This is a genomic window from Rhodococcus opacus, assembly GCF_012396235.1.
In the GTDB taxonomy this organism is placed as follows: Bacteria; Actinomycetota; Actinomycetes; order Mycobacteriales; family Mycobacteriaceae; genus Rhodococcus_F; species Rhodococcus_F opacus.
Window position 1 is genome coordinate 1 of record NZ_JAAXPA010000020.1, and the last position, 20680, is coordinate 20680.

21 protein-coding genes and 4 pseudogenes are annotated in these 20680 nt (G+C 67.3%); 12 read left to right on the forward strand and 13 right to left on the reverse strand.

What is annotated here, in order from left to right; translation table 11 throughout:
• Positions 1 to 272 precede the first annotated feature (272 nt).
• The gene (locus HGB39_RS24300; protein ID WP_240483025.1) at positions 273 to 662 is read right to left on the reverse strand and encodes a GNAT family N-acetyltransferase; all 390 of its coding nucleotides are present in this window, start codon (positions 660 to 662) and stop codon (positions 273 to 275) included.
• A gap of 183 nt (positions 663 to 845) precedes the next feature.
• Entirely contained in the window at positions 846 to 1106 is a 261-nt protein-coding gene (locus HGB39_RS24305) for a hypothetical protein (RefSeq protein ID WP_005568769.1), read from the reverse strand.
• Between the two features lie 600 nt (positions 1107 to 1706).
• Here HGB39_RS24305 and HGB39_RS38950 point away from each other — a divergent pair.
• Together HGB39_RS38950 and HGB39_RS24315 are read left to right on the forward strand one after the other, a co-directional pair.
• Positions 1707 to 1931 carry a DUF6884 domain-containing protein gene (locus tag HGB39_RS38950; RefSeq protein ID WP_005568771.1) on the forward strand — a complete coding sequence of 75 codons (225 nt, stop codon included), beginning with the start codon at positions 1707 to 1709 and terminating at the stop codon, positions 1929 to 1931.
• Positions 1932 to 2003: 72 nt separating this feature from the next.
• The gene (locus tag HGB39_RS24315; protein ID WP_005568773.1) at positions 2004 to 2240 is read left to right on the forward strand and encodes a hypothetical protein; all 237 of its coding nucleotides are present in this window, start codon (positions 2004 to 2006) and stop codon (positions 2238 to 2240) included.
• Positions 2241 to 2329: 89 nt separating this feature from the next.
• Here the strand turns inward: HGB39_RS24315 and HGB39_RS24320 are convergent, their stop codons facing one another.
• Complete coding sequence (locus tag HGB39_RS24320; protein WP_005568775.1) at positions 2330 to 3316, reverse strand: Acg family FMN-binding oxidoreductase; 987 nt, start codon at positions 3314 to 3316, stop codon at positions 2330 to 2332.
• A 288-nt stretch (positions 3317 to 3604) separates the two neighbouring features.
• Between HGB39_RS24320 and HGB39_RS40265 the strand changes: the two are divergent.
• Positions 3605 to 3733 (forward strand): annotated as a pseudogene (locus tag HGB39_RS40265) (hypothetical protein); the annotation flags it as partial.
• Positions 3734 to 4029: 296 nt separating this feature from the next.
• Here HGB39_RS40265 and HGB39_RS38960 read toward each other — a convergent pair.
• Positions 4030 to 4176, reverse strand: a complete 147-nt coding sequence (locus HGB39_RS38960; RefSeq protein WP_240483026.1) for a hypothetical protein — start codon at positions 4174 to 4176, stop codon at positions 4030 to 4032.
• An 834-nt stretch (positions 4177 to 5010) separates the two neighbouring features.
• Here HGB39_RS38960 and HGB39_RS24330 point away from each other — a divergent pair.
• Together HGB39_RS24330 and HGB39_RS24335 are read left to right on the forward strand one after the other, a co-directional pair.
• A complete protein-coding gene (locus HGB39_RS24330; protein ID WP_005568777.1) occupies positions 5011 to 6015 on the forward strand; it encodes an inorganic phosphate transporter in 1005 nt (334 codons plus the stop codon).
• Complete coding sequence (locus HGB39_RS24335) at positions 6015 to 6656, forward strand: hypothetical protein (RefSeq protein ID WP_054248300.1); 642 nt, start codon at positions 6015 to 6017, stop codon at positions 6654 to 6656. Before HGB39_RS24330 ends, HGB39_RS24335 begins: the two co-directional genes overlap by 1 nt.
• A 328-nt stretch (positions 6657 to 6984) precedes the next feature.
• Here the strand turns inward: HGB39_RS24335 and HGB39_RS24340 are convergent, their stop codons facing one another.
• A complete protein-coding gene (locus tag HGB39_RS24340; RefSeq protein WP_005568779.1) occupies positions 6985 to 7395 on the reverse strand; it encodes a pyridoxamine 5'-phosphate oxidase family protein in 411 nt (136 codons plus the stop codon).
• Positions 7396 to 8222: 827 nt separating this feature from the next.
• Between HGB39_RS24340 and HGB39_RS24345 the strand changes: the two genes are divergently transcribed.
• Entirely contained in the window at positions 8223 to 8624 is a 402-nt protein-coding gene (locus HGB39_RS24345) for a universal stress protein (protein WP_005568783.1), read from the forward strand.
• A 111-nt stretch (positions 8625 to 8735) separates the two neighbouring features.
• Here HGB39_RS24345 and HGB39_RS24350 read toward each other — a convergent pair whose 3' ends face one another.
• The 7 genes from HGB39_RS24350 to HGB39_RS24380 all read right to left on the reverse strand — a co-directional run bounded on the left by HGB39_RS24350 (position 8736) and on the right by HGB39_RS24380 (position 15316).
• On the reverse strand, positions 8736 to 8993 hold the full coding sequence (locus HGB39_RS24350; protein ID WP_005568784.1) for a hypothetical protein: 258 nt from the start codon (positions 8991 to 8993) through the stop codon (positions 8736 to 8738).
• A gap of 151 nt (positions 8994 to 9144) precedes the next feature.
• Positions 9145 to 9333 carry a hypothetical protein gene (locus tag HGB39_RS24355; RefSeq protein WP_054248299.1) on the reverse strand — a complete coding sequence of 63 codons (189 nt, stop codon included), beginning with the start codon at positions 9331 to 9333 and terminating at the stop codon, positions 9145 to 9147.
• A gap of 257 nt (positions 9334 to 9590) precedes the next feature.
• Entirely contained in the window at positions 9591 to 10013 is a 423-nt protein-coding gene (locus tag HGB39_RS24360) for a DUF5313 family protein (RefSeq protein ID WP_054248298.1), read from the reverse strand.
• Positions 10010 to 11746, reverse strand: coding sequence for a SulP family inorganic anion transporter (locus HGB39_RS24365; protein ID WP_168442948.1), 1737 nt, complete (start codon positions 11744 to 11746; stop codon positions 10010 to 10012). Before HGB39_RS24365 ends, HGB39_RS24360 begins: the two co-directional genes overlap by 4 nt.
• Positions 11747 to 12075: 329 nt before the next feature.
• Positions 12076 to 13968, reverse strand: coding sequence for a phosphoenolpyruvate carboxykinase (GTP) (locus HGB39_RS24370; RefSeq protein WP_168442949.1), 1893 nt, complete (start codon positions 13966 to 13968; stop codon positions 12076 to 12078).
• A gap of 59 nt (positions 13969 to 14027) precedes the next feature.
• On the reverse strand, positions 14028 to 14819 hold the full coding sequence (locus HGB39_RS24375) for a hypothetical protein (RefSeq protein WP_168442950.1): 792 nt from the start codon (positions 14817 to 14819) through the stop codon (positions 14028 to 14030).
• A 131-nt stretch (positions 14820 to 14950) separates the two neighbouring features.
• Positions 14951 to 15316: an ArsR/SmtB family transcription factor gene (locus HGB39_RS24380; protein ID WP_005263702.1), complete on the reverse strand. Its 366-nt coding sequence runs from the start codon at positions 15314 to 15316 to the stop codon at positions 14951 to 14953.
• Between the two features lie 431 nt (positions 15317 to 15747).
• Between HGB39_RS24380 and HGB39_RS24385 the strand changes: the two genes are divergently transcribed.
• The 5 genes and pseudogenes from HGB39_RS24385 (at position 15748) to HGB39_RS24400 (ending at position 19188) form a co-directional block, all read left to right on the forward strand.
• Positions 15748 to 16104, forward strand: a complete 357-nt coding sequence (locus HGB39_RS24385) for a hypothetical protein (protein ID WP_205627356.1) — start codon at positions 15748 to 15750, stop codon at positions 16102 to 16104.
• A 903-nt stretch (positions 16105 to 17007) separates the two neighbouring features.
• Positions 17008 to 17514 (forward strand): annotated as a pseudogene (locus HGB39_RS24390) (tyrosine-type recombinase/integrase); the annotation flags it as partial.
• 2 nt (positions 17515 to 17516) lie between these two features.
• Positions 17517 to 18077: a hypothetical protein gene (locus HGB39_RS39935; protein WP_312029808.1), complete on the forward strand. Its 561-nt coding sequence runs from the start codon at positions 17517 to 17519 to the stop codon at positions 18075 to 18077.
• A gap of 2 nt (positions 18078 to 18079) precedes the next feature.
• Complete coding sequence (locus tag HGB39_RS39940; protein ID WP_312029809.1) at positions 18080 to 18466, forward strand: hypothetical protein; 387 nt, start codon at positions 18080 to 18082, stop codon at positions 18464 to 18466.
• Between the two features lie 257 nt (positions 18467 to 18723).
• Positions 18724 to 19188, forward strand: coding sequence for a pyridoxamine 5'-phosphate oxidase family protein (locus HGB39_RS24400; protein WP_037206748.1), 465 nt, complete (start codon positions 18724 to 18726; stop codon positions 19186 to 19188).
• A 261-nt stretch (positions 19189 to 19449) separates the two neighbouring features.
• On the opposite strand, the pseudogene HGB39_RS24405 reads toward HGB39_RS24400, so the two are convergent.
• Positions 19450 to 20010, reverse strand: a pseudogene (locus HGB39_RS24405) (transposase); the annotation flags it as partial.
• A gap of 61 nt (positions 20011 to 20071) precedes the next feature.
• Here HGB39_RS24405 and HGB39_RS24410 point away from each other — a divergent pair.
• Positions 20072 to 20467: pseudogene (locus HGB39_RS24410) on the forward strand (IS110 family transposase); the annotation flags it as partial.
• Positions 20468 to 20680: the final 213 nt, after the last annotated feature.

Genomic DNA, 20680 nt, shown 5'->3' on the forward strand with positions numbered 1-20680 from the left:
TTTGCGGGCCACGGCGACGACGTCGCGGCGGAACTCCTCGGGATACGGCTTCGGCATGTCGATCATCCTTCCACCGTGAGGGCAGATCCCTCACAGGTCAGGTGTCAACCAGAGCCGGGGCAGTCCCGACTATGCGGTTGGCCATCGCGACCATTCCCTCGGAAACGCAGCCACCCACCAAGGAACCAATCGTAGGGGCCGGATCGGTCATCTGATGCAGTGGCGCTCAGCCCGCTTCGCCTCCTCGGCCGGGCTGAGTGGGGCGGGCTCGTCTACGCGGGCTCGAGGTCGCGCTCGAACTCGATTTCATCCCGAAGCGGGATCTTGTAGTAGCCCATGTCGGGGATGTCCGGCTTCAGGGTCCGTCTCGCCTCGTCCATTGCGCCGCATCGAACGGCCGACAGGCGGAAGCCGCGCCGCTGGTAGAACTGCATCGAGTCGAGGTTGTCGTTCGTCGTGACCAGCCACAGTCGCGAACAGCCTTGTGCACGGGCGACTTCGGCGATGCGTTCGATGAGTGCCGTGCCGACGCCGCCCCATTGGCCGGATGCGCGCATGTTCACGATTTCGCAGTTCGTGCCGTCGATGTCGTAGATCAGCACCCCGACCGTCTCGTCGTCGGTCGAGGCGATCAGGGCCGGGCGGTCGCGTGCGTCGACCAACTCGCCGCGCCGGGCGATCTGGGTGGTGTGTTGCGCCTGGAGGAATGACGTCAGGCGTGGCTCTCCTGCGGGTACCTCATAGATGTCGACCATCGTCCCTATTTTCCTCTCCTCACCGAGGCTGGACCAGGGTGGATTTGTCGGGTTGGGTCAGGATCACATGTTCATGCCGTCGTTGACGCTCTACACCTGTCCGGTGATGTAGAGGAGTCGTCGGCCGCCAGGAAGTGCCCGACCCGTGCGGCCTCCTCGGGTCGTCCCGCCCGGCCGGCGGGGATCTGTGCGGGGTTCCGGCGAGGACACCTTCTCGGGGATCGCCGCGGTCATCTCGGTGGTGATCAGGCCCGGCGTCACCGCGCTGACGGTGGTGCCGATGCCGTCATCGGTGCGCTTGCCCAACCGGGCGAGCTCGGCCGCCGCTTCACGGGCGAGCGTCTGGGTCATCCCGAACAATCCGGATTCGATGATGTGGCCGGTCTCGCCGCGGCAACGGCTGCACCAACGAGATCATGCTCTTCGGGGTGCGGCCGCAGCGCGGCGCAGATGACCGAACTGGGCGTGCACTCGCTCGGCGTGCTGACACGTCCCACCTCCCGCTCCGAGGTCTTGGGGTAGCGGTGTAAACGACTATCAGTCGGCTATCTCGGTGAAGCCGTGACAAGGCCCTGGTTACGGGCGGTGCCTCAGGTCACTGAGGTCGAAAAATGTAGACCTCTTGGCGTGGCGTCCAGGTACGCATACCGGCATCAACGGCCGCCACGACCCGGTTGTTTCCGTCGCGCCACGTGTCCTTGATCAAGGCACCATGCTTGATGGGAGACGTACGGCTCCCCACCACTAGATCGCCTTGGCGGACTTCTCGCGCCTGGACCTTCACTGGCTTGTCCTGCATGTTGCGGAACCTACCCATCCCTGCGGACTCCGAAAGCGGTCGGGGCCTGAGACGGTTCCTGCCGGTGCCCTCTACCTCGGAACCGACCATCGGCTCTGTCAGCAGGCCGCCCGCCGGCTCGTCCCGCGGGAGAACATCCGCATCCTGTCCGGTTGCACGGGTTGCTGGCCCTCGACACCGTGATCGCCCCGTACGAGATGCGGTTGGGGGAAGCGGGTTCGGTCACCGCCGACACCGTCCACGAGCAGGCCGCCGCACTGGGATTGCTCGATGCCGAGGACGTGGTCGTCCTCGCCGGCCGCGACTACAGCCCCATCGTCACCGCCGTCTTCCGCACGCCCGGACGCCGCTCGCGGGACAAGGGCCGGGGGTGCTGATATCACCCCCGGCCCGAGTTGCATTGTCCCAAACCTCACACCACCGACGAACACAGGAAAGGATTCAGCCCAATGACAGAGTCATACAACGTCGTCGCCGAGCTGGACGCGACGATCGGTGAGGAGAACGTCGACGCACTGCTCGGCCCGATCGCCGAGTACAGCGGCGCGGCGGCGCGCTCGGAACTCGGCCGCGCTGAGGTTGTGTTCACCATCCCGGCGGCATCGGGGCGGCAGGCCGCCTTGACTCGGTATCGCCGCAGCGGACCCACTCGACGATGCGGAGGCGGAGGCCGTGTTTGTTGGTGACTCTGTGCCGCTCCTGCGTGCTGCCGTTGTCGATTGCGACAGTTGGCCGGTGACCGCCCGCCGGGCCGGAGGAGTGCCGATCGGCGGCGTTAGTTCGGTCGCGGCGTGATGGTGAGAATCGACTCGATTGGGCGTCGGGGTGTCTGTCTCGGGGGTTGCTTGTCGTTTGTTGATCCGATTCGAATGAGTGCTTGCGGTAGACCCGCGTCCGGCAACAGGGTTCCGATAAGATTTCGGCTGGGTGCGAACTCGGTCATGTGGGTGAGCGGGCAGGTTGCGTGCCCGGTGGCTGTGGCTTCGAGCAGTACATGAGACAGGGCTTGACCGGCGCGAAGCCACGAACCGCGGTCGTCGCCGTTGGTGCTGAGCAGCAGTATGGTCGCCTGGTCGGGGTGGAGGATGGAACCGCTGTCTGATCCGATGGGGAATCGGCGTCCGATATCGACCTGGGCCTGGTCGTTTGCGGTAGCCAGTGCCTCTAGCGGGATCCCATCATCGGGCTGGGAATGCCCTGCCCACCAGTAGAGTTCGGTTTGATAGGCGACGTCGAACTGGCGGGAGGCGCCGGTGAGTTCCGTGGCGGTCGCGAGCGTGGGTCGGGTGCTGCGCGGCAATACGGTCAGGCGAACACTGTATTGACGAAGCATGTCCTTCAGCGAGACCGGTAGTGGTGAGTTCGGGTCGACCGGATCGAACGGGCGCCGATCCGAGTAGCGGCGGCGAATCGCGGTGAGCAGATCGAGATCGTGTGGCTTCGGGGCGCGGGTTCGGTGGTGGAACCGGATCTGGGCAAGGTGATTTGGGCTTGCCCGATCGGGAAGGCGTCGAATGTCGGTCGACCAACCCAGGGCAGTCGTCGCGGTGCTCAGGTGGTGCAGGGCCGCGCCGCAACTGATCACCAGTTGCCGTCCCGGAAAGTCTGTCGCGGCCAGTCGACGGCCGGGGTCGGCACACAGGTCGAGGACGCCGCCGTCATAGCGCCACCGCCACGGTTGGGTGTTGTGCACCGATGGCGCTCGGCAGGCGAGGTCGACGGCGGTCCGTATGAGATCGTCGTCGGGGACAGTAGGCTGCATTGCTGCCTCCTTCGGCGCCTGCCCGAGTTGCTCTGACGCCGCTGGGGCAGATTCCGTTTCAGTGTTCCCGCTCGGGGTGCTCACGGTTAGGGTCGATGGTCCTCGGGTGGTGACAGAGTTCGACCGGCCGTTGTATACGAGCTGTCGTCGAACATCGGCGACTGGTTGTGACACGACATGGCTGACGACCTCACTGTGTGATTAACGGCCCCTGTCGGAGTCCCGCCGCCGCTTTTGGCGTCGATGTCACCGTGCCCGGTGGTGGGCGGCGAAACCGGGGAGGATGGCATGGTCATTGATTGCGGCGCCCCCCGGGGCACCGACCTCGGGGATGCCGATACCGACGAGTCTGTGGCAGCGTTGACCGGTCGTCGACCCGCACCGGTGCGGGTCATCGACGAGGGCGGCGTCGATGCCGTTGTCGAGGAGGTGTTCGAGCTGCCGGACGCTGACTTGTCGGGAAGTGAGCTGCGGGTTCGGGTTCTGCCGCGACAGGCGGACGGGTTCTGCCGCGACAGGCGGACGGGTTCGTGTGTTCGGGCTGTTTCCTGGCCCATCACCGTTCCCGTCTGGCGGTGTCGACGGGCGGGATGAAGTTCTGCGGGACTGCGCTACCTGAGCCGGCGCGCTGTCGAATCGTTGCCGGTGCGCCGCGCAACGTCTGCACGGTCCGCGGAGCCAGCGGTCGGGGGCTGAGAAGGTGCCCGGCCGCATCACCGGGAGGGCGTTTCGATGTGGACGAGACGGTCGATGTGAACCGACCGCAGCAGGGCAACGCGCTCGGCGGTGGTGAGGGCGCCGTCCGAGCCCGCGGGGCGGGGTGGCGGCGGTGGGTTGTCAATGGCCAGATCCACTCTCATGACACGGACATGGCTCCATGGCGTCCTGCCTCACAGAGCAAGTACGTACTTCTCCAGAGAACGCGCGGCCGGATGCCATCCCAACTCTCCGGCGCGTCACGCAGAAGTGCCTGGCGTGTCGGCGGACATGAAAAGCTGCCCATAGGCGGTCACGAAAGTGCCCGGCAGCGGCCACGAAACTGCCCACCGCGGCCACGAAACTGCCCGGTCGAGCGTCTCAGCTGTACGACACGTTTGATCTTTGCCCCGATCGCCTCCGCGGATAGGGGCCCCTCCTTGGGTTCGCTCGACGGTGCTTCCCCGGGCCAATGATGAAGGGGTCGGTCGAAGCCACCGTATCGGCAGGTCCTCCGGTCTCGGCCGTAGTGACCGTCGTCGAGGGATTCATGAGCGGGTAATGCCTCGCAGCCCCTGGCGCGCATCAGCCGATCGACGGTTGCACCTGGCCACCCGGAATGCCGTCGACTCAGCTCCGCGTACGCCTCGCGGGCAACAAACGCCGTAGTTTCCACATACACCCCGTGGATTCGTTCGACGCCCGTACTCCGACTCGTGTGCGTCGGCGGCCAGCGCGCGACCTTGTGCATGACGAAGAGCAACTGACGGGCTTGTGGCGGCGTTCGTGCGCGCGGCCGTTGCTAGGTGGCTCAGACTGTTCGCCAGGAGGTTTCCCGATGACAACTCCCCGTATCAGTCCGGTACCGCACGACTTCGCGCCGACGACCTCTGGGGGATCGGTGCCGCAAACTCCGAACCGTGTGAGCTCGACCGTGAGGTACGCCCAGGTCGCCGACGCCTTCGGGAGCCCGTGCTCGGGTCGCTGGTGCTGAGCCGGTGGAAGTCGCCCTGCTCTTAGCGATCGCGACGGCGTTCGCGTTCGACCTCACCAACGGTTTCCACGATTCGGCGAACTCGATCGCTGCGCTCGTCGCCACCGGGGCTGCCCGGCCCGGACACGCGCTGATACTTGCAGCGGCCGGGAACTTCGCGGGGCCATTACTTGTCGGCACGGCCGTCGCCGACACCGTCGGCGGGGTCGTGGAGCTGCCCGCGGCGGCGACAGTGCCGGCGGTCGGTGCTGCACTGACCGCGGCGATTGCGTGGAATCTGCTGACGTGGTGGTGGGGGCTGCCGTCGAGTTCGTCGCACGCCCTGGTCGGCGGGTTGGTCGGTGCATGCCTCGTCGCTGCGGGCACCGGCGGGGTGCGCTGGGGTGGGTTCACCGACGGCCGCCCCACAGGTGTGGTGGGAATCCTCACCGGGCTGGCGCTCTCCCCGGTGATGGGGGCACTTGCGTGTGCGCTGCTCGGGGCGCTCGCCTGGCGTCTGATGCGGCGGGCCCGGCGGCGTGCCCTTGCCCCGGTGCGGGGTGCCGAATGGGGCACGGCCGCCATGCTCGCGTTCAGCCATGGAGGTAACGATGCGCAGAAGACGATGGGCGTGATCACCCTGCTGCTGGTCGCGAGTGGGCACCTCTCGGAGTTCACGGTGCCGCTGTGGGTCAAGCTCGCGGCGGCGACGAGCCTGACTGTCGGTACCGCGTTCGGGGGGTGGCGGATCGTGCGGACCGTGGGACACGGCGTGTTCCGGATGACGCCGCTCGACGGTCTGGTGAGTCAATCCGGTGCCGCCGGAGTGATCCTCGGCGCCTCCCTCGTGGGCGCGCCGGTGAGCACGACCCACGTGGTCGCCGCCGGCGTGGTAGGTGTGGGGGCACAGCACCGCACGCGGCGTGTGCACTGGAGGGTGGTCGAGGAGATGGGTTTGGCGTGGGTGGTCACGTTGCCGGTGACCGCTCTGCTCGGGGCGGCGTTGTTCCCGGTGTGGGAGGGGATGTGATGCGCTGGCCGCGCCTGCCTACTTCCTGGTTTCTGCCGCGTACGTTCGACGTGCTCGGCATGCTGCGTGCGCAGCTGGTGCTGGTGGAGCAGGGAATGGGTGTGTTGAACGGGTGGGCGCACGGCGAGGTCGCGATCGACGACGCGGTCGCGGAACTGCGGGGCGTCGCCGAGGCCGAACACGTCGCGCGTCGCGAACTCCATCACGCGGTGCGCGACAGTTTCAGCACGCCGATCGAGGCGGAAGACCTGTTCGAGCTGGGGGAACGCCTCGGCGAGATCACCGAGGCCGGCTATGCGCTGATCCGGGAGTCGGAGCTGTCGCGTTCGGGGGAGACAGGTCTTGCCCCGGATCCATTCCTGGTGGAGTTGCTTGACGCACTCGCCGCTGCGGTTGTTCCCCTCTCCGAGGCACTGCGTGCGCTGCCGGGGGCTGCCGCCGCGACGTACGCGGACCGCGCGATCGAGGCACTGTCGGCGGCCGAGCACGCCTACCGTGCCGCGGTCGCCGACCTCGAGAACGAGCCCGACGTGCGCCGGGAGCTGCGCCGCCGGGAGCTGTATCGCCGAGCAGAGCATCTGCACGCCGCGATTTTGCGGGTCGCGCGGCGCACCGGGTATTCGGTGTACAAGTCGCGCTGACGTCCCGCCGTCAGCGCGGCGGAAGCCTCCGGCCCGGAACCGGGGCTTGCCACCGTTGACGACAGCACCGCTCGGGTTGATCAGGGGCAGCCTACGCCTGAGGGTGGTTCATCGAGCCCGGTTGCGTCCGCGTGCGTGCCGCACCAGTTTCAGCGAAATCGATACTCGCGCAGAGGTCCTCACCGGGCTCGAGGGCGGTGGGTGTCGATCTACTCCGAGAAGGCTTGCTCGACGACCTTTGAGCCGGCCGCTCAGCCTCAGCACCGGCACTGTTGGTTGGCTGCCTATACAGCGGACCGCTGGTGTGCTGATACGGACTCGAGCGAGTTCATACAACGGGTTCCGATCGATGACAGCAAGGAACCGCGGGCCACCGCACTGAAGGCCACGAAATCACATCGAGGGAATTGCGGGTGCAGTACTTTCGTCGCCTCAGGTCCTGCAGGGCGGTCACCGCGACGACAGTCGTACCGTCGGTCCATTGGTTGCGGGATGGGCTCCATCCGATTCGGGTGATCAGATCGATGTCCCCCGCTTCGAAGGCGAGGAACTCCGTCGAAGCGTTCGAACGACTCGTCGTCGGTGGGATGGCGACCTCGCCCCCTAAGGCGGCGAAGGTCACCGGACGCAGCGCCGGCACCGCGTTCTCGGTGAAGACCATTCGGCCGACCGGAACCGACCGCAGCAAGCGAATGCACTCGGTCGCGGAGAGCGCCGAATCCGGGACTGTCGTGGTCATGACGGTCTCCTCAGCTCGAAGTGCCCGACCACCGCAACAATCAACTCACACCGAGGTGGTGAAACAGAGGACAAGGTCACTCCGGCAAGCCAGTTCCCGAACTCACGATGACCACACCCCCATGTGCGGACACCGCCGGGGCCGGTCGGGCCCTATGTCGGGCGTGGCCGGGGATATCTTCAGGCTTGATGGGCCGATCGCCGATCGCGAGGAGGAGTCGCGGCCCTTGACTCGTTTAGGCGCAAAGGATTTCCGCTGATACACCCGACACGGGTTGTTGCACCGCCTCGTTGCGCCGCTTGACGGCCGCTCTCCCGGGGCAGATCGTCGCGACCCGGCGCCCGTGCCGGCGGTCGATCCTGATGCGGTCACACCCACAGCTCGGTTCCGGTGTGTGTTTAGCTGTCCGGATAGCGGCGGTGCCGGTGGCCGGCTCGGCGAACCGCTTTTCGTAAACAGGGCTGGTGTTCACGGCGTTCCGCGGGAGATCCGGCTGGTCGTGGGTGTCGGTTGCTGTTTGTGGGTACACGACCTTCAGCACCATGGGGGATCGAGACCGTGCGCTGATCGAACACAGGAGGTACCCCCCGCCGGTGAGGCGAGCGCGCCGGGCGCCGCGGCGGTGACCATCGGCGCCAGGAGCGGCTGGGCTCCCAAGGCCGCCGGTGGTGAGGAGGAGTAGATGATCAAGAAGAAGCCCCCTGACCGGGAAGGCGTGCGGGACTGGCGGAAACCGGTGCGCGTGGACGGACCCGCGGGCGCGACCGAGCCGGTGTGCCATCTGGTTCGACCGGTATCCCGCCAGCCATCGGGCGCTGTCCTTCGCCATGAGCCTTGCGGTCCCGCTCCACGCGTATCTGCATGTCACCCACGTCGTCGACCTCGACGATTTTCCTATCGAACCGGACCGGGACGATTGGGAAAGGCGCATCGTCGACACGGTCGAGCGGGAACGGACGGAGGCGTGCACCATGCTCGCATCGCTGCCCGGGAACTGGAGCTACTACTGCCATGAGGGCAACCCGGCGCACCTGTTGGCGACGATCGCCGACGTGAATGACGCCCTGATGATCATCATCGGCAGTTCGCGGGGAGGGTTGGTGTCCGTCCTCGAGCGGGTGGTGGGGGAGTCGGTGTCTTCGCACCTGGTCCACCACGGCCTCGGTCCGGTTGTCCTGGTCCCCGAACACGCGTCGGCGCCGCGGGACCGGCGGCCGGGCGCTGAGTGAGCTGCCACAGCGAGTTTCGGTCACCCGCACCGATCACCGACGCCGCGAGTCCGTGATTCACCGGCGGTCGGTGATCGATATCGGAGCTCGCTGTGGGCCGGGATGGCGGGGTTAGCCGCGGGCGAGGCGGCGTACGGCGCCGCGGAGGGTGTGTTCGATCTGGGGCAGGTCGACGTCCTCGGGGGCGGTGGCGGTGTTCTGGGTGGGGTTCCAGCTGATTCGGCGGTCGATCCCGGTGGCCGCGGCGGCGAGTTCGGTGCTCCACTCGCTCAGGGTCGGTTCGGGGTTGTCGACGTCTTCCCACTCGAGGATCCAGAGAGCGAGTGTGTGCCACTGCAGGTCGGTGGCGTGGATGGTGCGGGTTGTCATCGGGTCCTGGCTTCTGTGGGGTTGGTGGCTGGTTTCTGCGGTCGGCGATGTCGGCAGAAATGGGTGGGTTCCGACGTCGACGCGCAGGGAGGACGGGGGTCCTGGCACGGGAATGCGCGGAAGCCATCGGCTCGAGGGCATGTGTGCGGACTTATTCGCGTTCCGGCGCTCCCGCTGTTCGGCGGCTCAACCGTTGCGTGATCTGGTCCGGTTCCACCAGTTCGAAGTAGCGCGGGTCGGGATTGGTTCGGGCCGCGACGATGTCGCCGTAGTTGATCATCCGGGTCGCGGCGCCGAGATGGATTCTTTCGTGGGTGCCGACGTATCGGAAATGTGGCATGACGATCCTTCCTCGCGGGCGTGGCCGGTGATCGGGCACATTGCCGGACGGATGGGGTGCCACCACCGCATGCGCGCCGGCCCAGCCTGGGTGGTTTCGCCGAGCCCCGGTTCCCCTTTGCTCGATCCGGGAGGCGCATGACCCCATCCCAGTTCACCGCCACTTCCATTTTTTCTACTTACGAATATTAGCAATTAATTGGCTGGTAGTGAACGGGGTGCACCCCGGGTTCGGGGCTGCACCGGGGTGTTGCGGGATCAGGGGGCGGATCGGTAGCGGGATTCGTAGGAGGCCTGCTCCTGGTCGAGTCGGCGTTGTTTGGTGGCGTTGAGGAGGCGGGGGTCGATGCCGTGGCTGACCAGGCGGTGGCGGAGGTAGATGTTCTTCAGGGCGAGGAGGAAGTACACGAACGGCAGGAACAGCAGCAGCACCATGCCGGTGCGGATGATCCAGGGGCCGGGGATGAGCAGGAGCCCGGCGAGGATCGGGATCAGCGGGATGAGGCAGCGGGTGGCGTAGCGGCGGGTGGCGCCGGGGCCGGTGGTGTCCGCGATGACCCAGGGGTGCAGCTGGGTGGGCAGGGTTCTGCCCAGGACGTAGCCGACGCGTTGCCGCGCAGTGGGTTCGGGTGTTGTGGCGGTGGGTGTGCGGGTGGTGTTGTCTGCGGTGTTCTCGGTCATGGTCGGTCCTCGTTCGTGGTGGAGGTGTAGTGGTGTTCGGGTAGGACGAGCACGCGGGCGTAGGCGATGGCGCGCGGGGTGGTGTCGAAGAGGTGCCGCTGTTCGCTGTCGGTGGTGGTGAACACCCCAAGGGCCTCGAGCGGCCGGAGATGTTCGGGTTTGGCTCCGGAGATCAGGACGGTGATGTGCCGGTGCTCGAGTTTGGTGATGACGTCCTTGAGGACGATCGCCCCGGTGGCGTCGATCGTGGTGATCCGCGACATCCGCAGGATCACCACCTTCACGTCGGAGACGTCGGCGAGTTCGAGCAGGAACCGGTGCGCGGCGGCGAAGAACAGGGCGCCGTCGATCCGGTATGCGACGATGTGCTCGCGGAGCAGGTCGTGTTCCTCGGCGAGGTGGTCGTCGGTGTCGAGCGGGACCTGTTCGATGCGGGCGGACTTGGCGACCGCGCGGAGCGCGAGGACCGCGGCGAACCCGACCCCGACGGCGACCGCGGTGACCAGGTCGAAGACGACGGTCACCAGGAAGGTGGCGACCATGACGATCGTGTCGGCGCGGGTGGCGCGGGTGATGGCCAGGATCGAGGCGGTCTCGACCATCCGCACCGTGGTCGCCAGCAGCACCCCCGCCAGGGCGGCGAGCGGAATCTGCGCGACGAGCCCCGCCGCCAGATACACGATCGCCGCCAGGATCACCGCGTGAGTGAGGGCGGCGAGCCGGGTGCGGGCACCGGAGCGCACGTTGACCGCGGTGCGGGCGATCGCCCCGGTGGCCGGCACCCCACCGAACAGGGGGGCGGCGATGTTCGCCAGCCCCTGCCCGAACAGTTCCCGGTCCGGGTTGTGGCGGGCTCCCACCGCCATCGAGTCGGCGGCGGTCGCCGACAGCAGCGACTCGAGTGCCGCCAGCGCGGCGACCGCGAGTGCCGGGGCGATCAGCGAGGTCAGCTCACCGACGTGCAGAAAACTCAGGGTCGGCGCGGCGAACCCGGCCGGAATGGCGCCGATCCGGGCGATGTCGAGGTGAAAGAGTTGCGCGATCAGGGTGGCGGCGGCGACCGCGATCAGGGAGAACGGGATCCTCGGGAGGTAGCGGCCGCCGACGAGAATGACCACGGCCACCGCCAGTGCGGTCGCCGGAGTCAGTAGCGAGGGCTTCTGGGCGAACTGGTGGACGGCGTCGGCGGCGCTCTGCCACACCTTCTCCCCGGCGGCGTCGGCGATTCCCAACGCGGCGGGAAACTGTTGCAGGGCGATCACCACGGCGATCCCGGCGGTGAACCCCTCGATCACCGGCGCCGGCATGTAGCGCACGGCCCGGCCCACCCCGGCGAACGCGAGAACGACCAGCACCAGGCCGGCGATCAGCCCGACCGCGAGCACGCCGGTCGGCCCGTACTGGCCGACGATTGGCACCAACACCACGGTCATCGCACCAGTCGGGCCCGACACCTGGAACCGGGACCCGCCGAAGACGGCCGCCACCGCCCCGGCAATGACCGCCGTCGTCAGGCCGGCGGCGGCGCCGAGACCCGAACTGATCCCGAACCCCAACGCCAGCGGCAGCGCCACCAGCGCGACGATCAGCCCGGCGAGCAGGTCCGCGCCCGGGGCACCGGCCGCGGGTGTCCACTCACCCCAGCGCGGCAGCAGCGCGGCCACCGACCGCGCCGCCCGCACGAGGGCGCTCTCGGCCCCGTCGGCCGGGCCGGTGGGGGTTGGTTCGGTCATCGACGTTCCTCGGTAGTGACGGCCAGCGGGCCATCAATTCTATAATTGCTAATGTTAGCAAGTAACCATCATGGAAAGTTGAGTGATGCGGGTAACCCCGATCACCGCCCTGCGGGGGCGGATTCTGCACTGCACCGACCGCGGACGGTGGTGCCGGGTGTCGGCGCTGCGGACCGGCACCGACTGCTGCCCCAGGTGTGGGCACCGGGCGCTGGTCGTGGGCGGGACCGGACGGCCTCACCGCTCGGAACCCGGCACGGTCTCGAACTGATCCGTGCTGCCCGGCCTGCATGGGAGACCAGGCGCCCAGGGGCGTTGCGCGTCCCGGGTCAGAACTGCGGTTGTGACCAGCGCGAATCCTTCTCGGGGGAGGTAGGGTGAGCGCCCCGGCGGTGGAGGACGTCGCCGAGTTCGAGATCGGCCAGGCGGAGCTTGAGGGCCCCGAGCTCTTCGCGCAGGACGTCGGGCAGCTTGTTGCCGCCGATCCTCGCGTACCACTCGTCGATCAACCGGGTCTCGGCCACCCATTCGGTCGTGTCGACCTTCAAGGCGGCGGCGATCTTGGTGTGATCGAACTTCAAGCCCGTCAGGTCGAGGGCGCCCGGGGTGGGCACCAGGCAGATCGGGGTCTCGTCGGCTTCGGCGGTGCCCTCGATCCGCCGCAGCGCCCACTCGAGGATCCGGGAATTCTCCCCGAAGCCCGGCCAGAGAAATTCGTCGTCATCGCCGCGGCGGAACCAGTTGACGTAGAAGATCTTCGGCAACAACCCGGCGTTCGTCCGGGTGCCGATGTCGAGCCAGTGCTGGAAGTAGTCCCCGACGTGGTAGCCGAGGAACGGCAGCATCGCCATCGGGTCGCGGCGCACGACGCCGACCTGCCCGGCCGCGGCGGCCGTGGTTTCCGACGACAGGGTCGAGGCCAGGAACACCCCGTGCTGCCAGCTGCGCGATTCGGTGACCAGTGGGATGGTGGTGGCGCGGCGGCCGCCGAAGAAGATCGCCGAGATCGGCACCCCGCCAGGATCGTTCCATTCGGGGGCGACGGTCGGGCACTGGGCGATCGGGGTGCAGTACCGGGAGTTCGGGTGCGCGGCAGGCTCTCCGGAGGTCGGGGTCCAGTCCCGTCGTTTCCAGTCCGTCAGGTGCGGCGGCGGCGTGTCGGTCATCCCTTCCCACCAGATATCGCCGTCGTCGGTGCGGGCGACGTTGGTGAAGATCGAGTTGCCCCGCTCGATAGTGGCCATGGCGTGCGGGTTGGTGTGGACGCCGGAGCCGGGGGCGACGCCGAAGAACCCGGCCTCCGGGTTGACCGCATAGAGCCGGCCGTCGTCACCGAACCGCAGCCAGGCGATGTCGTCGCCGATCGTTTCGGCCGTCCATCCGTCGAGGGTGGGGTCGAGCATCGCGAGGTTGGTCTTGCCGCAGGCCGACGGGAACGCCGCGGCGACGTAGTGCACTCGCTGCTCGGGTGAGGTGAGTTTGAGGATCAGCATGTGCTCGGCAAGCCAGCCCTCGTCCTTCGCCATCTTCGACGCGATCCGCAGTGAGTAGCACTTCTTGCCGAGCAGGGCGTTGCCGCCGTAGCCGGAGCCGTAGCTCCAGATGGTGCGCTCCTCGGGGAAGTGGGAAATATATTTGGTGTGGTCGCACGGCCACGGCACGTCGGCCTGCCCCGGGTACAGCGGGGCGCCGACCGAGTGCAGGCATCGGACGAACTCGGTGCCCGCGATGAGCCTGTCCCAGACCGGGGTGCCGGAGCGGGTCATGATCTGCATCGATACCGCCACGTATTCCGAGTCGGTGATCTGGACCCCGAACTTCGGCTCGGCCGCATCGAGGGGGCCCATACAGAACGCGATGACGTACATCGTCCGCCCGGCCATCGCCCCGCGGAAGTGCTCGGTCATCACCGTCTTCATATCGACCGGGTCCATCCAGTTGTTCGTCGGACCCGCGTCGGCCTGGAACCGGGAACAGATGAAGGTGCGGTCCTCGACCCGGGCGACGTCGTCGGGGTCGGAGGCGCACCAGAAGGAGTTCGGTTTGCGCTCCAGTCGCACGAAGGTGCCCTTGTCCACCAATTGTGTGGTCAGCCGGTCCCACTCGCCGGCGCTGCCGTCGCACCACACCACATCATCCGGTGCGGTGAGGTCGGCGACGTCTTCGACCCAGGACACGACGGCGGGATGTGCAGTGGGGGCGGCGGCGGTGGGGGTGCTCACGGGTGTTCTCCTCAAAAGAACTCGATATAATGTGCTGCTTGCTGGCGCGGTGCGTTCGATCACCGATGGTGATCGCGATACGGGACGGGATGGCCCAGGGCCCGGCTCACGTGGCGGGCGACGGCGGACACCAGCAGCCGATCATCGGCGAACGGCAGCATCTGGTCGGCGGGGGTGATCAGCGCCAGCGCCCGCACACATGCGGCCACCACCTCGACAGTCAAGGTCCGCACGCCGTGTCCACACAGTGCGGCGAGCAGCCCGGGTAGCACCAGCGCACCATAGGCGAAGCCGTAGGCGGGGACCGTCACCGTGCGCCCGGGCGCCGCACCGTCGGGGGCGCAGCCGGAGAGATCGACCAGGACATCGTTGTGTTCCATCAATCGGCGCAGCGGGAACGCCTCGGCATCACGCTCGTGCCAGCTGCTCAGATCCCCGACCCCGGAGGCGATCAACACCGGCGCCAGCAACGGCGCCCACGACGCGCCGGTGACGACGACTCTGCCGGCGCGTGGGGGGACGCTGCGGCGGCGCAGGGTGGTGATCGTCGCGGCCGCCACCGCCACCGCCGCCGTCAGCACGTCCAGTTCGGTGAGGATCACGGGCCCGCGCTCGGTCAGTATTTGCGGTTCACTCGTGGTCACCGGAAGGCACAGCGCGCGCATCGGAGTCCGCTCCCGGATGAGTGCCGCATAGTCCTCCATCGCGACCCACGGCGGCCGGGTCCGCGCCGACCCGGCCGTGCCCGAGCGGGTGGTGGACACCGCGACGACGGCAACGCTGATTCCCGTCAAGGCCGGACCGGCGCCGTCGGGCGAACCGCTGGCACCACCGTCGTGATTGTTCGTCACCGCCCACTTCTCTTTTCTCGTTTTCCGATCGAGAGTGAAATCTCCGCGCCATCATCCACACGATGTACGCACTTAAGAGAATTCGCAATCAGCATGTGCAATGGAGGGATTCCTGCCTCGGTGAGCCCCCGTCAGCCCCCGGTTTCACCCACCAAGGCAGGAGGTTCGGACACGTCCTCGAGTACTTCGGCCTGCCCGGCGACCACCCCGGTCAAGATCCCCCGCGCAACCCGCAGGAGCTCGGCGATGCGGGGGGAAGTCAGCGCGTAGGACACCGACAGGCCCTCGCGGCGGGCGGTGACCAGGCCGGCCCGTCGGAGGATCGACAGCTGCTGGGACAGGTTCGCCGGCTCGATGCCCACCTCGGGCAACATCTCGGACACGGCGTGTTCGCGTTCGCTGAGCAGCTCGAGGACCCGGATGCGCGCCGGGTGCCCCAAGGTCTTGAAGAAGTCCGCCTTCATCTGATAAAGCGGTTGGCGCGAGTTCGCGGTCATGGCTCCTCCTGTCGTCGGGGTCGAGCCAGCGGCGGCGAGGTGCGTGTCGCGGTGGCCGGGTTTGCTGCCTCGCCTGCAACCTGCAATCCCGGCAGGTTACGTTACTTGCGAATCTTAGCAATTTGCTAGAATTCGTGCTGCAGAGCCCCTTCCGGCCCCGCATCCCGAAACCCGGGCGCCCGTAAACGGTCGCGGCAGGCGCCTCGCCACCGAGGGGAGAGGACCGGACCGACCGCGCTGGTCAACGATCCCTACCCTGTCCGATGCCGGCAACTGGCCGGTGGTGAGCGAGCCGATGAGCACAGCCGATGCAGAGATGACAGCGCGACCTGGGTCACGGCGACCGGTGGCGACGATCGTCGCGATGCACCTCGGTTTCGTGGACGCCTTCGGGTTCGTCCTCCTCGGCCGGTTCTTCGTCTCCTCGATCGATGCCACCACCACCCGGACCGGCGTCGCCCTCGGCAGCAGTTCGTGGTTCGTCGTGGTTCGTCGTGGGCCTGGCCGGGGCGATCCTGGCCGGGTTCGTCGTCGGTGTCGTCCTGGCCGCGGTGGTCGGCCGGATGTGGCCACGCGAGCGGGTGCCGCGGGTTCTGCTGCTCACGGCGGTTCTCCTCGCGGCGGCCGGCGCTCTCCGTGCGGTCACCACCACTGCACCCCTGATCGGATTCGCCCTCGCCCTGGCCGGTCGGGCGCCGGGTCATATTCCTCGGTACCGGCGAACAGCTGAACCCGTAGGAACCAGTAGGCGGGCACACCGGGGAGACGCGGCCTCGAGGGACACCTGAGTTGTCCACCCGCGCGGTCGCCACACCCTCGTCGACAGCACGTGTGACCAGCCGGTACGCGGTATTGCGGTGCCCGCTGGGCGCGCGTAAATTGGGTTTTGCAGATCGAGAGAGTAATCGGTAACGGTGAAAAATCGAGAAGTAGAGATCCGGCCGAGAATGTGAAAACATTCCCGGCCGAACCCCTGTCTGGGGTCTTCAGTTTTCGGTGTCGGTGCCCCCTGGATGCGCGGGCCCTTCCGCACGATGACCGGCCCGCACACGCAACTTCGGTCGACGCGGTCTGAGTGTCAAAGAGACGCCAGTCATCGATCAGGTGGCAGCCAGAGGCGTCGCCTGGCGACGCTCTTCATCCGTTCGACCAACTCGGGACGCAAAGGAGGCGACGAGGACTGTTCGAGTCATTTCGCAAGCCCACGAATCACCTGTCGACGGCACACCGAGGGTTGCCAGCATCGGTGCCACAGGCCGGTCGGAAGCGGGCCGCATATGTCCCTTGACACTCAACCACCGGTTTCGTCGGCGTATCCGTCGTTGCGCCGCCCCGGGGTGGCCGCCGAGCCGCAGGACCACAGCCATCGACGGTAGGCATTCAGACTCTCCATGACGATCCGATGCGGCGAGCACCCGTCGGCGACGGAGTCTGGCGCTGCGGAATCAGCCTCGCTGTCGGTTCGCGGGCGTCGGGGTCGGGGAACTTTTCGGTTGTCTCGAGGAACACCGCTCCCATGTCGGTGCGTATCTTCGAACAGTGGCCGCGCCGGGCGTCCCTGTTGTCAGGTCGAAGGGGTCGTCGGGGGCAGATTCCACTCGTGGGCGTGGACGAGAGGAACCGAGCCGGTCTCCCGCAGACACGCGATGGCGGTGATCATGTCGTCGTCGCGGAGCGAATGGTCGTTACTGACCGACCAGGAAGGCACCGGGACGGTGCGGGCGCTGCCGTTCACCGCCAACCATCACAGCTGCCCGCCGTGTGCGTATGTGCGGTGGGCGCAGGTCGTCGCCGCATTCGATATCGCCGGCCGACCCGGGGTGATCCGGTTGCTGCGCACAGCAGCAGCGTTCGAGGGCCATGTGTCCCGGGCGGCGTTGCCGCGCATGCGAGCTCGGGCGCCGTTGTTCCGGGCGATCGCCAAGAATGGCAACCTCTCCGACACTGCGTTGTCGGGGGTGTCGGTGCATGCGGCGATCCGCCGCCGCGCCCGGGCCGCTGGCTACGACGAAAATGTGGTCGCGCAGCTCGGTGGGCACTCGCTCCGGGCCGGTTTCGTCACCCAGGCGTTCCGCAACGGCGCCGACGCGCACGCGATCATGCGGCAAACCGGGCACACCACCCCCGCGACCGTGGAGCTCTACGCCCGCGAACACGCCCCCCTCGTCGGCAACGCCGTCACCGACATAGGACTCTGAGCATGTACGTCGACATGACCGCACCGACCGGGTTGGGTAACAGCCCACGCCTGGTGGTGCCGCGCCGGGACCGGCACGACTGGGTACTGTTCGCCGACTGGTGCGAAGCCTGCGGCCACCGGGCACTACCCGCGCATCCGTCGGTGCTGGCGGAGTTCTTCGCCGACCATCCGGCGGCCGAGGGGACGCAGCGTCGCCGGGCTACCGCGATCAACGCCGTTCACACCAGAGCCGGGTTGACGGCGCCGGGCCGCGCGGAGACGATCCGGCAGCTGCTGGGCACCGCGCGCGCCGACCGACTGGCCCGGGTCGGGGAGCGGGTGGCGCAGCTGGTGCCACAACTTCCGGTCACCGGGTGGCCGGGCGGGTTGTTCGGACGCCGCGACGCTCTCCTGCTTACCCTGGCCGCAGCGGGGTTGGGTTTCGAGGAGATCGCCCGCCTGCGGCGCACCGACGTCACCGCCGAGCGCGACGCGCTCGTCTCAGGGCAGGGGAGGAGCACTGGGTGCGTGTCACCGCCGAATCCAGTGTCGAACCCACCGCCGTGTATCGGAATTGGGTAGAGGTGCTCGGTTTTCTGGACCGCTATCCGAGCACCCAACTTCTCGGCGGCCGCCCCATCGACCGGTGGGGCCACACCCCCTTCGATCCGACTCCGCTGACCGGACAATCCGTCGCCGCCCTGGTCCGGGCGCACCTGGCCGGCCAAGCACCGGTACACAAGCGGCCTCCGTCCAAGCCGCCCGCGACGCCCACACTCGAGAACACACCGCTCCCAGTCGTGGTCGATGTCGAACTCGACCAGGGCTACTACGACCGCGGCATCGCCGTCCGACGCAACGCCCACACCCACCTCGACGACGTCACCGACATCCTCGACGGCATCGAAGACGAAGCCGATAAACTCCTCGCTGACCTGCTCGCCATCCTCGACTGCACCGAAATCGACTGACGGAGTGCTCGATACACCCGACGATCGCCAACCGTAGTTCCTCACGGCTGCTCCAGCGGCGACGATCGAGGACATTGCGTCCGGTCGGGCACGCACCACGCGCTGGTCGAGGGCACCACACACGCCGTTTGTCCGACAGTGGATTGGGGCGGATACGTCGCGTAGAGCCGAGACAGCGACGATGATTCGTGGAGGTGGATCGGTGCGCGGAACGGGAACGAGCACCGGACCTGATGCCACGACAGGAGGCAAAGACAATGGGAAGCAATGAGCCAAGTCTCAGGGAACTCGCTGTCAACGAATGCTGGGCGCTGCTTCGTACCGAGAGTATTGGCCGTCTCGCTGTGTGGGTGGACGACCACCCGGATATCTTTCCCCTCAATTATGCGGTCGATCATGGAACCCTCGTGTTTCGATCCGGGAGAGGCACCAAGGTGTCCGCTGCGCTGTCAGATGCGCCGGTTGCGCTGGAAGTCGACGGCTACGAGGCTCCGTCGCGCGAAGCGTGGAGCGTGGTGATCAAGGGCCGTGCGGAGGGGATCCGTGAAATCGACGAGTTGATGGACACCGTGGATTTGCCACTCTTTCCGTGGCAGGCCGGGGCGAAGAACCTTTTCATCCGACTCGTTCCCACCCATGTGTCCGGCCGCCGGTTTCCGGTTGTCGACCCGGCCATGTGGCAAACTCCCTTCTCGAACGTGCGACGTTCGCCTTCGGAGTAGCCGGTGTGGACAGCACACCTACCCCGCCGGCCTTGAGGTGAACGTGGTGATAGACAACGGTTCCACGAACAAGACGCCGGTGGTCGAGCGGTTGGATGAGGTTGCCGCTGAAGTGTGGATACCGGCGACGTCGCTGACGCGTTGTCATGTTCCGACGGTCCCGCGCGAACGGAGCGCACCCAACTCCCGGTACACGTCGGCGGACTCCTTCGATGTGTACGGGGTCCCGTTGACGCCCTTCGGTGTGTCAAGCGGCCGGTGCGATTGCCGGGTGACTCGATCGCAGTCTTTGAGGAGGTAGAGGATCTCGCGGGCGATGAAGCGTTTGAGGCATCGCAGGATTTCGGGATTGGAGTGCCCGAAAGCACGTTTGCGAGCGACGTAAGCCTGGGTCTTTGGATCCATGCGCCATCGGCTGACGGCGATCATGTGCAGCGCCGAGTTCGCAGCTCTGTCATCGCCGCGGTTGTGGCGATGACGGGTGGTCATCCCGGAGGACGCCGGGAGCGGGGCGGCACCGCACAGCATGGCGAAAGACGCCTCCGAGGTCAGCCCCTCAGGGTTGGCGCCGGCAGTGATGAGTAACTGGGCAGCGGACTGGTAACCGACTCCGACGCGCTCGAGAAGGGTGGGCTCCAGTTCGTCGACGAGGGCGTGAATGGGGCGGTCGAGGTCGGCGATCTCATCGTGCAGTTCCAGGTATCGGCGGGCGAGGTGCTTGAGTGCGATCTTGGTGGCAGTGGTCGGGTCGCGGAAGCCGGTCAGGTCGGGCCGCCAGGCGGCGAGGGTGCGGATCAGCTGCATGCGGGACAGGTTGCGGATCTGCTTCACCGCGACCGCGCCGAACCGCAAGTGGGTGGCCGATCTGACGCGGATTGCCGCGACCGAATTCTTCTCCACCACCCGCGCTGGCTATCGGGCCGTGCTGCGCTGGATGCGCAGCCACGGCGACCTCGCCCGGATCGGCGTCGAGTGCACCGGCTCCTACGGTGCCGGACGGCTCCGATTTGTCGACAATGCCGGGCTCGAGGTCCGCGAGGTCACCGCACCCGACAGGTCTGATCGACGACGCCGCGGCAAGGATGACACCATCGACGCCGAGAACGCCGCACACGCCGCGTTCGCCCAGATCAGAACCGTCACACCGAAACCCCGCGACGGAATGGTCGAGTCGCTGCGGGTCCTACAGGTCACCCGCAAGACCGCCATTTCGGCCCGTAGGGTTGCACTCCAGATGATCAAGTCGCAAGTCATCTCAGCGCCCGAGGAACTGCGCGATCTCCCGGTCCAGCAGGTCCGGTGCGGCGGTATGCCGCGGGTTCTGTTTCGTCGACCCGCCCTTCCAGTCTTTGCGTAGGTAGGCGCCGCGGCGATGGTCGTGGTCTTTGGGTCGGGGGTGCCTCGCGGCATCAGTACTGTCGGTGACGGTGGGCAGCACGGGGCAGCGGCGAGCCGATCGGGCGCTGGTCGCCGCTTATCACGAGGCCCGGCT